The organism is Cellvibrio fibrivorans, assembly GCF_031457055.1.
Taxonomy (GTDB): domain Bacteria; phylum Pseudomonadota; class Gammaproteobacteria; order Pseudomonadales; family Cellvibrionaceae; genus Cellvibrio; species Cellvibrio fibrivorans.
In genome coordinates this window covers 1-14,906 of the sequence record NZ_JAVDVX010000004.1, presented here as the reverse complement: position 1 = coordinate 14,906, position 14,906 = coordinate 1, and the positions used below count along the sequence as shown (strand labels likewise).

Genomic DNA, 14,906 nt, shown 5'->3' with positions numbered 1-14,906 from the left:
CGCTATAAAAAAACAGGCTAATGCAAATGCATTAGCCTGATTTCTTTCATAATCGAAAAATATGGTTGAGTATTAAAACTCTCTGTGGGCTTGCTCGATTTTTTTTGCCTTTTTGGCATCATGCTTTTCTTTCGCGGTTTTGGTGGCAGGTTTTTTGCCTTCTTTTTTGGTGTCGTGTGACTTGCTCATAATGATTCTCCGCTGATAGGTAAAGGAAGGATCTTTTGGTCGCGCAAGGTTGCAATGCACTGCTGTAACCTTCTTATAAGCATAGCGACCGCTTTGCATTGTGCCAAATGCCTTTAAGGCTTTTTTTGGTGACCGCCAGTGCGGGGGCACTCAATAGGTCGATGGCGAAAACAGTCGAGGATCAAATGCGGCGTAGCTTTCTGGCGCGTAAAAGTAGCGCGATAATAATTGCCGTGAGTAAAAATCCGAACAGTCCACTCCAGCCGTAAGACGACGCAAAACCGATAGCACCAACAATAACGAGCATAAATCCAATCATTCCAGCCATTTTTTTCTCTCTTTAATTGAATTAAAAAACTGCTGCCAGTCAATTGGGAGTAGTCTGTTCGATAGCGTACATAGCGAGCATTAGCGCTGCCGTATTATTCGCGCACTTGGAAGCTCACTATCATCACTTGGAGAATTAACTATGCCTCAACCGCCTAAACCACAGATCAATCATCTGCTTGCTGCCTTACCCCACGAGGTGCACGCGCGACTAACGCCCAACCTTGAACTGGTAGCCTTACCTTTAGGCAAAGTGCTTTACGAATCGGGCGATACCATGCGCCATGTGTATTTTCCCATTGATTGCATAGTGTCCCTTTTGTACGTGATGGAAAATGGCGCATCGGCTGAAATTTCTGTGGTCGGCCGGGAAGGTATTATTGGCATTGCTTTATTTATGGGCGGTGAAAGCACGCCGAGCCGAGCCATTATCCAAAGTGGTGGTTATGCCTATCGTTTGCTCGCACACAAATTTAAAGAAGAATTTAATCGCCACAGTGAAATGCTGATGTTGCTCTTGCGTTACACACAATCGCTAATTACCCAAATGGCGCAAACGGCGGTATGCAATCGCCATCACTCTATTGATCAACAACTTTGTCGCTGGCTGCTACTGTCGCTTGATCGTTTACCAACGAATCGCTTGACCATGACGCAAGAACTTATTGCCAATATGCTAGGTGTGCGGCGTGAAGGCGTAACTGAGGCCGCTGGCAAATTACAAAAATTGGGCGTAATCGAATATTCGCGCGGACAAATTACTGTGTTGGATCGCGCTCAACTTGAACATCTAAGCTGTGAATGTTACGCCGTGGTAAAAAAAGAAACTGACCGGCTAATGCCAAGCCCTTTGACACCTGCTGCATCGCTGCGCCCGGCACTCCGGCCTGGTGTGGTCAGATTACCTCCGTGTGTACAGTGAAGAGTGTTTCTTACCGCACTGTACTCATTTCCATGACACAACACATTACCATTCCATTGACATGCATTGAGCGTATGCGACCTGCATCCTGCCGGTGGAACCGCATGGGTGTTAATGACCAGTGGTTAGTGATTAACAGCTTTAGTTTGTCGTCCGTACCAATTACTGTCGGTGCGCAACCGCACATAATAATTGGCTGCTAATCTTTGCCTTTTTACACTCTCTGTGTTCTGGCGAACAGAATTGTTGGTGTTAAATCATCAGACTTCAATACGACATACTATACGAAATACTATTAATCAATTTTGGAGTTCATAATGAATACGTTTAATCAATCTACTTTCAAATTTTTTGGCATTGCTTTTTTAGCGGCAATGTTGTTGGCGACAATTGTTGGTTGTGCATCGACCTCCAAACAATCAAGCACAGGTGAATATATTGACGATACGGTGATCACCAATAAAGTCAAAGCGGCGATATTGGAAGACAAAGAATTAAAAGTTACCGAAATTAATGTGGAAACTTTTAAAGGTGTTGTGCAGATGAGTGGCTTTGTCAGCTCACAAAGCGACATTAATAGAGCAGCGACCATTGCGCGTTCAGTCGAAGGCGTTAAATCGGTCAAGAATGACATGCGAGTTAAATAATTCCTTGTCCATTTATTCTTAATCGTGCTGGAGAAATACATGTTAACCACTCAATGTCCGCATCTCGTTTTATTGCCTGGCTTGGTCAATGATTCACGTCTATGGCAACACCAGGCTTCCGGGTTGGCGGACATTGCACGTGTCTCTGTGGGTGATTTAACCAAAGGACACACCATTGCTGAAATGGCATCTGACGTTTTAGCCAGTGCCCCAGCGGGGCAATTTGCATTGGCCGGTTTGTCGATGGGTGGTTACGTTGCGCTGGAAATTATGCGCCAGGCGCCGGAGCGGATTCTGGCTTTGGCGCTCCTTGATACCAGTGCGCGGCCAGATACTCCCACTGCATTGGAAAATCGCAGTATTGCGATTGAGAAAGCGGAAAGTAATTATCAGGCAGTGATTGAAGAATTGATGCCCAAACAATTACACCCTCAGCACATGGCAGACGCAGAGATGGTGAGCATGATTACCGATATGGCGATGAGCCTTGGCAACAAAACCTTTATTCGCCAGCAGCGCGCCATAGCAGGTCGTATCGATAGCATTCCCTCCCTGGCCTTTATCCACTGTCCTACACTGGTGTTATGTGGACGCGATGATGCGATTACGCCTATAGGCTTGCATCAGGAAATGGTGACTGAAATTGAATGGGCAGAATTAAGTATCATCGATAACTGCGGCCATCTCTCTGCATTGGAGCAGCCAACCCGCGTAAACGAAGCGCTCACACAATGGCTTGCAAAAATTGTTCGTTAATCCATAATCACTATTATTAGAAAATGTAAAAATTTCTGCCTGATCATTGCAACTCTTTAAAAATAACGCTGTCAGCGTATGCCAGCGCACCGACCCCGCCTTTAAAAACTCCGATACTGACCACCGAAGAAGCCGCTCAACTTAATGAGCCTAAGGTCAGTCTGCGCAACCTGCGCAATCATGGACGGCACATCTCCCGGAGTTACACATGCAACACACAAACACACAAATTCATTCGCGCAGCCAGTTCCTCAAACCAACTCGTCTTGCAATGGCTATCAGCCTTGCAGCGATGGTGGCTAGCCCGCTGCTGTTGGCACAAGACGGCAACAAATACGACCTTACTTCGAATTGGTATGGTGGTTTGAACATCGGCCAAACTCATGAAAGCATCAACGATGGCGCGATTGCCACTGATGAAATGGGCGGTGGTTTAACATCGCTTACTGATGATGACCGCGACAATGGCTACAAATTGTTTGCCGGGTATCACCTCAATGATAATTTTGCGCTAGAAGCCGGTTATTTTGATTTAGGCCAATTCGGTTCGCGTGCAGTAAAAGGTCCGGAAGGCTCATTAAAGACTCGCGCTAAAACCCGAGGTTTTAACCTGGATTTAGTTGGCTCATTGCCAATGACGGAAAAATTATCAGCTTTTGCTCGTGCTGGTGCGCATTACTATGAAGCGAAAGACCGTTTTCAAGGTGGCAACGGCTATGTCGTTAGCGATCAGCATCGCCGCGAACGCGACGTCGATTTTAAATGGGGCGGCGGTCTGCAATATGACTTCACCCAAAAATTTGCCATGCGCCTTGAAGCAGAGCGTTATGCGATCAATGATGTGATTGGTAACAACGGCAAAATCAGCATGTATTCGCTCGGTGCGCTCTATCGCTTTGGCGAGCAAAATGCAGCACCGGCAAGAGCCGTAGTGGCTGAGCCTGTTACCAAGCGCAGTGAAAAACTCACGGAAGAATATTGCAGCGTCCTGGATATCCAGTTTGAAATTAATAACGACGAAATTCAGCGCGAAGATTTGGAGCGCCTGGCAGTTGTTGGCACTTTCCTGAAAAAATATCCTGATACAACAGCTGTTGTTGAAGGTCACACTGATAACGTCGGTACGCCGGAAGCGAATCAGCGCTTGTCGCGTGACCGCGCTGAAAGTGTGATGAGTTATTTGGTGCGCGAGCAGCGCGTTGCGAGCAACCGTGTTTCTGCCGTCGGTTACGGCGATACCCGTCCGATCGCGGATAATTCAACTGAAGATGGCAAGCGCGCCAACCGTCGCATTAATACCGTGATCGCCTGTGCCAATGATATTGAAGGCCTGTCGCCAGCTGCAGCACGCGTAACTATGGGCATGCTGGTTGAGTTTGATATCAACAGTGCCAATGTTAAGCCTGAGTACCACAGTGAATTGGCCAAGGTGGCAAAATTTTTGAAAGAAAATAAAACTGTGACTGCAACAGTTGAAGGCCACACTGCTAATTTGCAAACAACGCCCGCACTCGCACAGGAAATTTCCCTGAAGCGCGCGCAAAATGTGGTGGATTATCTGGTTGCTAACGAAGGTATTGAACGTTCACGTTTAACCGCGGAAGGTTTTGGTAAAAGCCGTCGTTACTCGTACAACACCAGTGCTGCTGGCCAGCAAGATAATCGCCGTGTAAATGTGATTTTTACTTACCCCAAGAAGTAATTATCCCTCTGCGTTGCGCTGTTAACATGTGTTAACGCGCAGCCGGGAGATACAAAAAGCCAGCAATTGCTGGCTTTTTGTATTTTTGGAGGTCTATTTAGCGCGGTATTTATTTTTCTCATATGTTCGGTAGCGTACAGACAGCACCTTAAAAAATCATGATTATTCGCGGTTGCCTCGAGAAGGCGTTCAAATTTCAACTTTCCCTGCAGGTTATATTTGAATAATCATTTATTTTTAGGTATTGGTACATGAAGAATACAGAAGAGAATGCTGTTCCCCCAACCAATACACGCAGTGCAGAGAGTATGAGTGAAATCAAGCGGCAACAGGCCCTGTTGAAGACTGGCGCCCTGCAAAATGCGATTTTGAACAGTGCAAATTTCTCCATTATCGCAACTGATGAAACCGGCATTATCCAGTTATTTAACATCGGCGCCGAGCGCACACTGGGCTACGCTGCCGCCGATGTCGTCAATAAAATTACCCCCAGCGATATTCATGACCCTCAGGAGGAGCTGGAGCGTGCGCAGGCGCTGAGCCTGGAGCTGAATACGGAGATCAAACCCGGTTTTGAAGCGCTCGCGTTCAAGGCATCGCGCGGCATTGAAGATATTTACGAGCTCACCTACATTTGCAAAGACGGCAGCCGTTTTCCGGCGATAGTATCGATTACGCCGCTGCGCGATGACGATGATGGTTTGATCGGTTATTTATTGATTGGCACCGACAACTCCCAGCGCAAACAAGCGGAGTTGAAATTAACCCAGGCGATGGCAGTGGCAGAAAAAGCCAATCTTGCCAAATCCGATTTTCTCTCCAGCATGAGCCATGAATTGCGCACTCCGCTGAGTGCGATTTTAGGTTTTGCACAATTAATTGAGTCGGGCAATCCACCGCCAACGGCCACGCAAAAACGCAGCATCGACCAGATATTGCAAGCGGGTTGGTATCTGCTGGAATTGATCAACGAAATTCTCGATCTCGCGTTAATTGAATCAGGAAAATTATCGCTCTCACTTGAGCCTATGGGTCTTGCTGATGTAATGCTGGAATGCGCGGCGATGATTGAACCGCAAGCGCACAAGCGCGGTATCAGAGTGACTTTTCCACCACTAGGTATGCGCCATTTTGTAAAAGCCGACCGCACGCGTGTGAAACAAGTGTTGATTAATTTGCTGTCCAACGCGATCAAATATAACAGCGTTGGTGGCAGCGTCACGGTAACTTGCGAGGAGCGGGTGCCGGGTCGTATTCGCATTGCCGTTGAAGATGCAGGTTCAGGTTTGGCGCCCGAGCAAATCGAACAATTATTCCAACCCTTTAATCGCCTTGGGCAAGAAGCCAATGCGGAGGAGGGCACCGGCATAGGTTTGGTGATGACCAAACGGTTGGTGGAACTAATGGGCGGTGAAATTGGTTTGGAAAGTACTATCGGCCAAGGCAGTACATTTTGGTTTGAAATGGATTTAACCCATGCCCGTATGCACGAGGCGGATGCAGTCACCGATGAGCCCGCCAAAACCTATCGTCAAACCGACGCAGCGCAACACTTGCTGCTGTATGTAGAAGACAATCCTGCGAATTTAATGTTGGTGGAAGACCTGATTGCGCGTCGCCCGGATATTAAATTAATTACCGCGCGCGATGGCCTTGAAGGTGTTGCTCTGGCGCGCAGCGCTCTGCCCGACATGATTTTGATGGATATTAATTTGCCCGGTATCAGCGGCATTACTGCTTTACTTATTCTTGCGAAAGATCCCACCACCAAACATATTCCCATTGTGGCGCTGAGCGCTAATGCGATGCCGCGCGATATCGCCAAGGGTTTGGAGGCGGGTTTTTTTCGCTATCTCACTAAACCCATTAAAGTGAATGAATTTATGGACACGCTCGATCTCACACTCAAATATGCGGATGCTCATCCAGCACCGGTAACACAAGCAGAGCAAGCGTTATGATGCTCACCACTCAGGATCTGCTCAACGCCAGGATTTTGATCGTCGATGATCAACTTACCAATGTGCAATTGTTGGAGCAATTATTGAGTGAAGCGGGTTATAAAAATGTAACCGCAACGCTCAACCCAACCGAAGTTTGCGCACTGCATCGCCAGCATCAATACGATTTAATTCTGCTGGATTTACAAATGCCGGGTATGGACGGTTTTGAAGTCATGGCTGGGTTGCGCACCAATATTACCGATGCCTATTTGCCCGTCATAGTCTTAACAGCGCAGCCCGCGCATAAACTGCGTGCGCTGCAAGCCGGGGCAAAAGATTTTATTAGCAAGCCCTTCGATTTACTTGAAGTAAAAACGCGCATCAGCAATATGCTGGAAGTGCGTTTGCTTTACAAAAAATTGGAGGATTACAGCAAAATTTTGGAAGAAAAGGTGGCAGAGCGCACGGCGGAGTTGCGTGAAAGTGAAGCGCGGTTTCGCAGCCTGACCGAGCTAGCCTCGGACTGGTATTGGGAGCAGGATGAACATGGTTATTTCACAAAAGTGTCAGGCCCGGTGCTGGATATGCTTGGCATCCGCGTTGATACCCTCGATGGCAGCGCCAACGAAAATACTCACGAAGGTTGGGATGCAGCAGAGCGCGCGCAATTACATGCGGCCATAGAGGCTCGCCAACCTTTTATCGATTTCGCATTCAGTCGCACTTATCCCGATGGTTCACAGCAGCATTACCGCGTGAGTGGCGAACCTATGTTCGATCAATCATGCCGTTTTATTGGTTATCGCGGCATAGGCGTGGAATGCAAACAAATGGTGTACAGCAATGCCAGTATCAATAATACCGCCAGTTCTTAATCCGGATTTACGCAAGTCTGCGGCCGCGAATTCCGCCGCAGCAAAACCCAAAGGTGCGTTCATCCTTGCCGCTGAAAAGGCGCAGAATCCCAGCCTGAATTATTTGTTGGGCACTTTACCTGCGGCTGACATGGCGTCGCTGTCAGAACATTTGGAACTGGTGCCCTTGCGCCTCGGTGACATGCTTTACGAGCCTAATACGCAATTGCAGCATGCGTATTTTCCCACCAGCGCCATAGTGTCATTGCACTATGTAACTGCCTCGGGCGCATCATCAGAAATTTCCGGCGTCGGTAATGAAGGTATGGTGGGCATTTCGCTATTTACCGGCGGCAATACCACGCCCAGTTCCGCTATGGTTCACACCAGCGGTTACGCTTATCGTTTGGAGCGATCGCAATTAAAAACGGAATTTAATCGCAACGGAAAACTGCAACAAATTTTGTTGCGTTACACCCAGGCGTTAATTACCCAGGTATCACAGACTGCCGCGTGCAATCGCCACCATTCCGTTGAGCAACAACTCAGCCGCTGGCTATTGCTCACGTTAGATCGAATCACCTCGGGCGAATTTGTACTCACGCAAGAATTAGTCGCCAACATGCTCGGCGTGCGTCGCGAAAGTGTCACCGCCGCTGCGGCCAGCTTGCAGGATATTGGTTGTATTAGTTACAGGCGCGGACATATTTCAGTGATTAATCGCAAAGATTTGGAGAAATGTTCCTGCGAGTGTTATGCGGTAGTGCGGAAGGAGACGCAGCGGTTGCTGGGGGTTAGTTGACGGTGTTTGTTCAGCGGCATATTTAATAAAAGCAGTTGTGGTCGTCAAATAAAAAACCCGGCCGGTGGCCGGGTAATCAGTAAGTGTTTATTCAATGGCGTACTGTCTCATCACACCATTGAACATTTCTCATAATGCAGGGCCGGTACCTGTAGCACCCAACACATAACCATTCACGATTAATTCGTTCACGCGGACATGACTTAATTGGACTCCAGGTCCTTTAAGCCCCAACACGCGAACACGGTCAGTCGTAACAGTCGTCGGTAGTGTGTAAGCGTTTTGCAAGGCGGTATTTCCGCGAACCTGATTAAACGCTACCCACTCAATGCCATTCCAATACTGTAAATCGTAATCCTGGATTGGATAACCAGCGGACGTATAAAGCTCGGTACTGATTATCGCCACCTTGTTCGGCCAGCGCAGCTCCACCCACTGGGGCAAACCGCCACCCACGTTAACCCAGCTATCCACGCCACCGAGTGTGGTACTGGTGCTGCCATCGTTGATACGTGAGGCGTAATAACAATGCAGCGGCGTTGTGGGCGAGGGGCAATAAGTAGATGACGCAGTAGCGGTTGCTGTAAGCGCAATATTTTTTGTAATACTTGTTTTGTCCACTCCGACGTACACGGTAATTCGCGCACTACCCACAGCTCCACTGTTGTCAGTAACCGACAAGGTGATGGTATGAATACCTTGCGACAACGCACGGGTAGTCAATTGCGAACCATAGCCCAAGTGGCCATTGATATTGGACGTCCAGCGCAATTTAGTAGACGCATTGAGCGTTCCATTTAACATCGCGTTCTGGATTTCACTAACCGATGGAATCGGACCATCTTCGGTGTCAGTAGCCGAACCGTTTAAATATAACGTTTGCCCTGGTTTAATACTTAATCCATCACCTTGCATAATCGCCACTCGCGGTGCGTTGTAGGGGACTCTAATTGGATTGGAATCAGCCGCTACAGTGTGGAATCCATCGAATGCCACCACACGGAACTGCCCGGCCGGGCTGCCTGCATAAAAACGCAAAGGATTGGTTTCAGTGGCCGGCAAATTATCGCGCATGGTGTAAACGTTAGCGGTAATGTCGGTATCTACAAGTTGCCAGTTTGTCGCGGCATTGGGGCGATAATAGAGAGTGAATGAGAGTGGATTATTATCGGCGTCCTGTGCAGTCCAACGAAGCTGTGAATTCGCTGTCAACTCAGCTTCTGAAAATGGCGTGATGCTAATTGTCGGTGCGTTGTTCGATATTGCGTAATTGGCAATCACGTTCGGACCGTAGGCCAACTCAAAATAGGTTGCACCTGACGCTAATTCTACCAAGCCAGTAATGAATCGATCCGGCATGCCGGAGTCATCATCGGAGATATTAAAATCACTGACAATATCAGCCTTTAATAAGCTGCGCGACGTTGCATTGTTGTATTGGTTGAGCACCACCACATTGGTATACACGCTGGTGTTTTTTGCACGCAATGCGGTTTGCAGTTTATTGGTTTCTTCTATGCCTGCCACGCCCGGCAAACTCGTGAGTTTCATTACCTGAAAGCTGTCGAGTGTTGGTTTGCTCACATTGTAATGACCACTCACTAATAGGTATGCAGGCATATTCGTGCGTACCAGTGCTGGTATAAAGTTCGCTGGTAACACTGCTGCAGCTATCGGATACGCTTGAGTGTAAGGTGGCACAGCCGGCGCTCCAGGATTGCGATCCGCGGCTACACCATGCGGTGAGTCACTATGGTTTTTTACAATCGCATCGTTATCCGTTTTTTTGTTGCGGCCGCTGATTAAGGCTTTATTGCAATTGATGCCTTGCTCATTCAACAGTTTGCAATAACTGTAAGGCGATATCCAACGCGGCGCACTGTAACTCATCATCGGAAATGCGCGGCGATTGGCAGGGAATGCAACACCAGGAGAATTACCCAGAATCGCAGGCTCATTTAATCCCCAGTAGTCGTGATACACATCCATCATAAAATAGCCGTCGTTGCCATTTGTAAAAAATGACGCTGCACCTTGTGCCATCAAACAAGGATCGTTGTAAGGATAACCGGAGTCCATGTCGTCGGGGCTGCCGATAGCGCACACATGATCAAGCCCTTTGTTATGGCCTAACTCATGCGCAAACGTAGCTCCGCGCGGCATGGACCACTCATTAAATTGGCCTGACATGAGCGTCACTGAACTTTGTTTGCCGCCGTAAGCAATACCGTTATTGGTGGGGTTGTTCAGCAGAGGATGTACCATGCCATGCCAATAAGAACCGGAAATTCCACAACCATTCAGGAATCTGGCCAGCGACACGCGCCACAGCATTTTGCCCCAGTCACCGCTTGAAGAAACATCCCATTGTCCAATGGTGGGGCGCAGTGCCCTCATGCCACAATCCAAATGGATTTGTCCGGGAATTGGGTGCATGCGTGTGAGGTTGGACACGATGGGATAAAAGGTTGTCGATGTGTTTTCGTAAATAAAATAAGGCTGATCGCGATCACCATTTTGGTGGATACGCAAAGGCACATCCACGTGAACATTCATCGCCGCATTCTGGAATTGCAGAGAGTCACTCCAGGTATTGTTAATGCTGTTGGCATCAACATTTAATCCGGTTGGATTAACTGTTGTGCGTAATTCAATATTGCCTGCCGCTGTCCACTGCGGTGGTAATTTAAATAAAAATGCATGGTTCAATTGTGTTCTGTCTATACCAGTACTGCGCACTGGAATTGTATTTTCGGGAGTAATGGGCGATCCCCCTAACTCAACACCATTTCTGAATGCGCGTAGTTCGGCATTGATATCGGTTACCGCATTCGTTGCGCTTGCATACACGCGCACATAGGTTCTGCGCCATGCGACTAAGGGCATATCGTTATTCAGATTTTGTACGCCTTGTGTTACTTCCATACCGCGCGCCATCACATCATTGGCGGCAAACAGTGCGTACAAACGCGGGCCGTTGTTGCCTTGTGCCGGTGTATTTTGAAACATACCCGAGGTCACTACTGCATTCGCGGGATTTTTATTTAACAGTGTCACTGTGTATCCGTTCACAGCATTCACAGTTGCTGTGCCGGGTAACGCCTGGGGTGAGCCAATCGGGCCAGTGTAATTGGTGATGTAACTGTAGCCGCTCGCACTATCGAGTGTGAATGTGCCTTTGGTTTCAGTGTTTGACCAATTCGCACGCACCGGGCAAGTGACGTAAATCTGGTGATTGCCTTCGTACCAGCCACGCTGCAATCGTTTAGCGCGAACAGTGACCGTTGAGGTCAAACACATAGTCGTGGAATTTAAAGAATAGGATTGAACCGGGTCACCGCCGGGAGAGTTTATGCTCAGTACATCGATACCATAACCTGGCCCGCCTATGCCGGAACTTCTGCTGGTATCAATCGTACATTGTTGGCGAACTTCAGTCGGTACACAAAACTCTACCGACTCCGTGCGTGAAGGCCATCCACCAAAAGTGCCGCCGCGAATATCAAAATAAGGAAAGTGGCCAGAGTAAGTGCGTTGTTCAAAACTACGCGTCTCTTGACCTTGCGCCGTAATAGCAACGTCAAAGGTGACAATCGCTGCATGAGTAGAGAGTGAGAAAAAAAATAGTGTGCAGAAAAATAGTATCGTTTGATTGGATGAGTGAAGCGACTTAAAAAATGCGTAGCATCTTTTAATCGCCAGATTGTTAATACACATAGATGATCCTTATATTTATAAAAAAATAACGCCAAGCCTAAGGCCTGGCACCGAGTACAACGTGGAAAACAGATTTTAAACGCGAGTTATTTCAGATTAAGGCAGGAGCAATCTCTTGTAGCATATTTAGAAGGTGTTGTTATTAAATGGGTGATGAGATGCCAGATATCACGCAAGAGATTAAGCGCTTGGCGTCTTAATACACGGATTGCCGAAATCGATTTTTTCATTCGCTCTTGCGAGTCAGGGCGCAAGCAGTGCAGAGGATGACGATTTTAAATGCCATGGTGCGGGATAAATGCGAGTGGTAAGCAAGCTAAATTTGCGTTACAGGTATCGATTTTTACCACAGTCGCTTGTTAGCTATTACTGCTTTTGAAGCTTTTCTACGCCATAGAAAACTAACGGAAGGCCTGTGAAACCTGTAATGACTGCCAAAAATAAATAATGCAAATAGTCCAGTGCATACTCCAGGTCGGAGAAATCAATTGCCTTAATGAATTCTATAAGTGAAATAACGCAGAATATTGACAAGAATACGCCGATTGTTAATGGGATTGATTTTCTGTAGTAGCTAAGCATATTTATTCCTTGATGTTATTGGGTGTGGTTTCTTCATAGAATTCTTCAAGAATTAAGCCGCAAACAAGCTTGGTGCTTGCTGTATATGAGCAATAAATAGAAACAAGCATTATTGCTGCAAAGGTTATGTAATATTTAGGTCTACTCATATTGTTAAGCTATCGTTAAACTCAGCTACAGGTTGTAAGTTGATTTTTTTACCACAGTCGCTTGTTAGGAATTTTCATGGGAAGTAAAAATGACAAAGACATTAACCATAATGAAATTACCCAACTATAACCACCATATGCCATACCAGTTCCTTCCCCCAGCGTACCCCCGCCACCAGCACAAAAGTAAGGCCCCCAAAGGGTTGAAATAGCAGCTATACACAAAACAACACAAATAGAAATAAGATACTTATTATTTCCAGGAAGATTTAGCGCTGACAGTAGAACGCAGAGATTGCACAGCCATCTAGGGTCATAAAAGAGGAGTCCCATGTATCCGGTTCCTAATACGAACCAACCACTTAAGGTATCGTTCCTTTGACATTCCCATACAGGACTAAACAACGACAACATATACAACGCAAACCCTGCAGAATATAACTTTCCTCTCGTCATGCTCCCTTCCTAACGTTGTTATAAGTGGTGGTTGGTAAGTTGACGGCTTTGGCGATAATGGCAAAGCCATGCCAAAACCGGCGACTTACCAACCATCCACTTGATGACCTTGTTAAGCTTTGTTTTCCGCATATGGAAGCTTAAGATTATGAGCCTTCAAAGCTTCCACATAAACATTTAAACGTTCATTCAGAAGCTCCAAAACATTAATTAGAATTTCTTTTGCTTCTTCGCTGTCACCGGCCTCAATTGCGACTTTGGCTTCAGTAATTTCCGACACTAGAATATTTAAAGAATCACCCTGTATAAGAGAACCAGGGAAACTTCTGCCGCTTAGTTTTAATACAGCATTATTTGAGGCATACGAATAAACTTCGACAGTTTCTAATTTCATATTTCCATTTCACTTGAATGCGACAATTTTTCTAATTTAACCAGCTTAACGTTGCGTTCACCTGCGGATTGTAAGTAGCGCGTTGCGGTTAAATTGGCGTAGCAATACTGCATAAGCGCTACTTACAATACGTTAGGTGCAACTGATTTTTATATGTTGCCCAAAGAAGCAACTTCTTCTACTGCCTTCTTATATTTCGCTTTTGCCGCTCTTTTTAGACAGACGATACCAATTTTTTTCTGTTCATCACTTGAAAATTCGGGATACTTTTTGTTGTATATATAATAGATCATGAACAACGCATGGCTGTGGTCTTGATCTGCAGCTTTCATATAGAGGTCTAAGGCTTTGGATAGATCTTTTTCCACACCATTTCCAAGATAGTAGAGCTCGGCAAGTAAAACTTGGCTACTTGCCCAACCTCTATCGCTCGCCATAGAGCACCATTTCAATGCTTTTTCATAGTCTTTAGCAACATTGTTGTAGCCATATATGTACGAGTAACATGCATCATGCACATCAGAGAATCCATCATATTTTCCAGAAACAGATGTGCACCCTGAGGCAAAAATAAAAACTAAGGTTATGATTAAATTTTTGTAGTTCATAAATGCCTTCATATAACGAAGCCGTAGAAAAACCTAATAACCACTAATTTTTCCTGCAGCCAATTGATTAATATTTAATTGACTAACTTTGCCCAATTATTTTCTGATTTTCAATCAATCTTGCTCAACTAACGCAATGCAATCAAAAAACGTCAAATCAACCGCTATTAACTGCTATTTTCGCTTTGCTCTAGTCAAATCACCGTAATTCGCCAGCTTTTCAATATTATGAATTATACAAAACAGCTGCCATTGCCCCTGAACTTTGGCCCTGCCTCGCAAGCTGAAGCGTTTTAGCCCTTTGTTTGTACCTATATTAGCGAACACAGGCTCAACAGTGGACATCCGATGACTATAAACCATTTTCCCCAATTCGCTATCTACCCGCACCTTCATCCATTCTGTGTATTTGTTTTTTCTTTCCTTATCAATAATAAAAGATACCTGCCGACCATGGCCGCTACGGTGATTAGCTGAATCCGGATTTTGCATGCACTGCGTTTTTAACGGGCATACCCGACACTTGCTGAGCCTTCCTTCAAAGTACAACTTTCGATGTTTGCCATAACGATCCGTCCCTTCGCGCTTTAACCACATGGTTTCCCCTATAGGACAAATGCAGGTTTTTGTCTGCGCATCAAAGTGGAATTCGCTGGCAGGAATGACCTCTTTATAACGGGTTTTTATTTTCTTGATGGGTTGACGCTTGCCATATTTCGTTTTCTGATCTGCAAATTTGGGGTCGCGAATGCGAAATTTATTGTCGGGAACATAGGCATTAATTTTATTATCGTGGAGATATTCCATATTGGCTTCATTCGCAAAACCAGTATCTGCAGTGACCAATACGTTCTTCCG

Annotated in this window: 13 protein-coding genes; 7 read left to right on the top strand and 6 right to left on the bottom strand. The window is 46.3% G+C overall.

Annotated elements, in window-relative coordinates; translation table 11 throughout:
* Positions 1-72: 72 nt before the first annotated feature.
* Positions 73-288: a hypothetical protein gene (locus J2X05_RS11470; protein ID WP_310072567.1), complete on the bottom strand. Its 216-nt coding sequence runs from the start codon at positions 286-288 to the stop codon at positions 73-75.
* Positions 289-370: 82 nt separating this feature from the next.
* Positions 371-517, bottom strand: a complete 147-nt coding sequence (locus J2X05_RS11465; protein WP_310072565.1) for a hypothetical protein — start codon at positions 515-517, stop codon at positions 371-373.
* Positions 518-658: 141 nt separating this feature from the next.
* Here J2X05_RS11465 and J2X05_RS11460 point away from each other — a divergent pair, with 141 nt between their 5' ends.
* The 7 genes from J2X05_RS11460 (at position 659) to J2X05_RS11430 (ending at position 8,142) form a co-directional block, all read left to right on the top strand.
* Positions 659-1,438: a Crp/Fnr family transcriptional regulator gene (locus tag J2X05_RS11460; protein WP_310072563.1), complete on the top strand. Its 780-nt coding sequence runs from the start codon at positions 659-661 to the stop codon at positions 1,436-1,438.
* 317 nt (positions 1,439-1,755) lie between these two features.
* Positions 1,756-2,085 (top strand): BON domain-containing protein, encoded by a 330-nt coding sequence (locus J2X05_RS11455; protein WP_310072561.1) that lies wholly within the window; start codon positions 1,756-1,758, stop codon positions 2,083-2,085.
* A 39-nt stretch (positions 2,086-2,124) separates the two neighbouring features.
* Positions 2,125-2,841, top strand: a complete 717-nt coding sequence (locus tag J2X05_RS11450) for an alpha/beta fold hydrolase (protein WP_310072559.1) — start codon at positions 2,125-2,127, stop codon at positions 2,839-2,841.
* A gap of 208 nt (positions 2,842-3,049) precedes the next feature.
* Complete coding sequence (locus J2X05_RS11445) at positions 3,050-4,543, top strand: OmpA family protein (RefSeq protein WP_310072557.1); 1,494 nt, start codon at positions 3,050-3,052, stop codon at positions 4,541-4,543.
* 251 nt (positions 4,544-4,794) lie between these two features.
* Positions 4,795-6,504: a PAS domain-containing hybrid sensor histidine kinase/response regulator gene (locus J2X05_RS11440; protein WP_310072556.1), complete on the top strand. Its 1,710-nt coding sequence runs from the start codon at positions 4,795-4,797 to the stop codon at positions 6,502-6,504.
* Positions 6,501-7,361, top strand: a complete 861-nt coding sequence (locus J2X05_RS11435; protein WP_310072554.1) for a response regulator — start codon at positions 6,501-6,503, stop codon at positions 7,359-7,361. The genes J2X05_RS11440 and J2X05_RS11435 overlap by 4 nt, the downstream gene beginning before the upstream one ends.
* Positions 7,330-8,142, top strand: a complete 813-nt coding sequence (locus J2X05_RS11430; RefSeq protein WP_310072552.1) for a Crp/Fnr family transcriptional regulator — start codon at positions 7,330-7,332, stop codon at positions 8,140-8,142. Before J2X05_RS11435 ends, J2X05_RS11430 begins: the two co-directional genes overlap by 32 nt.
* Before the next feature lie 129 nt (positions 8,143-8,271).
* Here the strand turns inward: J2X05_RS11430 and J2X05_RS11425 are convergent, their stop codons facing one another.
* From J2X05_RS11425 to J2X05_RS11410, 4 genes are all read right to left on the bottom strand, one after another.
* A complete protein-coding gene (locus tag J2X05_RS11425; RefSeq protein WP_310072551.1) occupies positions 8,272-11,859 on the bottom strand; it encodes a zinc metalloprotease in 3,588 nt (1,195 codons plus the stop codon).
* Positions 11,860-13,158: 1,299 nt separating this feature from the next.
* Entirely contained in the window at positions 13,159-13,440 is a 282-nt protein-coding gene (locus J2X05_RS11420; RefSeq protein ID WP_310072549.1) for a DUF6959 family protein, read from the bottom strand.
* Between the two features lie 149 nt (positions 13,441-13,589).
* The gene (locus J2X05_RS11415) at positions 13,590-14,060 is read right to left on the bottom strand and encodes a tetratricopeptide repeat protein (RefSeq protein WP_310072547.1); all 471 of its coding nucleotides are present in this window, start codon (positions 14,058-14,060) and stop codon (positions 13,590-13,592) included.
* A gap of 162 nt (positions 14,061-14,222) precedes the next feature.
* Positions 14,223-14,906: transposase (locus J2X05_RS11410; protein ID WP_310072545.1), on the bottom strand; the 684-nt coding region annotated here is incomplete at its 5' end.

Excerpts from the sequence above, each read along its gene's own strand:
- J2X05_RS11470 (WP_310072567.1), bottom strand. The coding sequence starts at position 288 with ATGCAAAGCGGTCGCTATGCTTATAAGAAGGTTACAGCAGTGCATTGC.
- J2X05_RS11465 (WP_310072565.1), bottom strand. The coding sequence starts at position 517 with ATGGCTGGAATGATTGGATTTATGCTCGTTATTGTTGGTGCTATCGGT.
- J2X05_RS11460 (WP_310072563.1), top strand. The coding sequence starts at position 659 with ATGCCTCAACCGCCTAAACCACAGATCAATCATCTGCTTGCTGCCTTA.
- J2X05_RS11455 (WP_310072561.1), top strand. The coding sequence starts at position 1,756 with ATGAATACGTTTAATCAATCTACTTTCAAATTTTTTGGCATTGCTTTT.
- J2X05_RS11450 (WP_310072559.1), top strand. The coding sequence starts at position 2,125 with ATGTTAACCACTCAATGTCCGCATCTCGTTTTATTGCCTGGCTTGGTC.
- J2X05_RS11445 (WP_310072557.1), top strand. The coding sequence starts at position 3,050 with ATGCAACACACAAACACACAAATTCATTCGCGCAGCCAGTTCCTCAAA.
- J2X05_RS11440 (WP_310072556.1), top strand. The coding sequence starts at position 4,795 with ATGAAGAATACAGAAGAGAATGCTGTTCCCCCAACCAATACACGCAGT.
- J2X05_RS11435 (WP_310072554.1), top strand. The coding sequence starts at position 6,501 with ATGATGCTCACCACTCAGGATCTGCTCAACGCCAGGATTTTGATCGTC.
- J2X05_RS11430 (WP_310072552.1), top strand. The coding sequence starts at position 7,330 with ATGCCAGTATCAATAATACCGCCAGTTCTTAATCCGGATTTACGCAAG.
- J2X05_RS11425 (WP_310072551.1), bottom strand. The coding sequence starts at position 11,859 with ATGTGTATTAACAATCTGGCGATTAAAAGATGCTACGCATTTTTTAAG.
- J2X05_RS11420 (WP_310072549.1), bottom strand. The coding sequence starts at position 13,440 with ATGAAATTAGAAACTGTCGAAGTTTATTCGTATGCCTCAAATAATGCT.
- J2X05_RS11415 (WP_310072547.1), bottom strand. The coding sequence starts at position 14,060 with ATGAAGGCATTTATGAACTACAAAAATTTAATCATAACCTTAGTTTTT.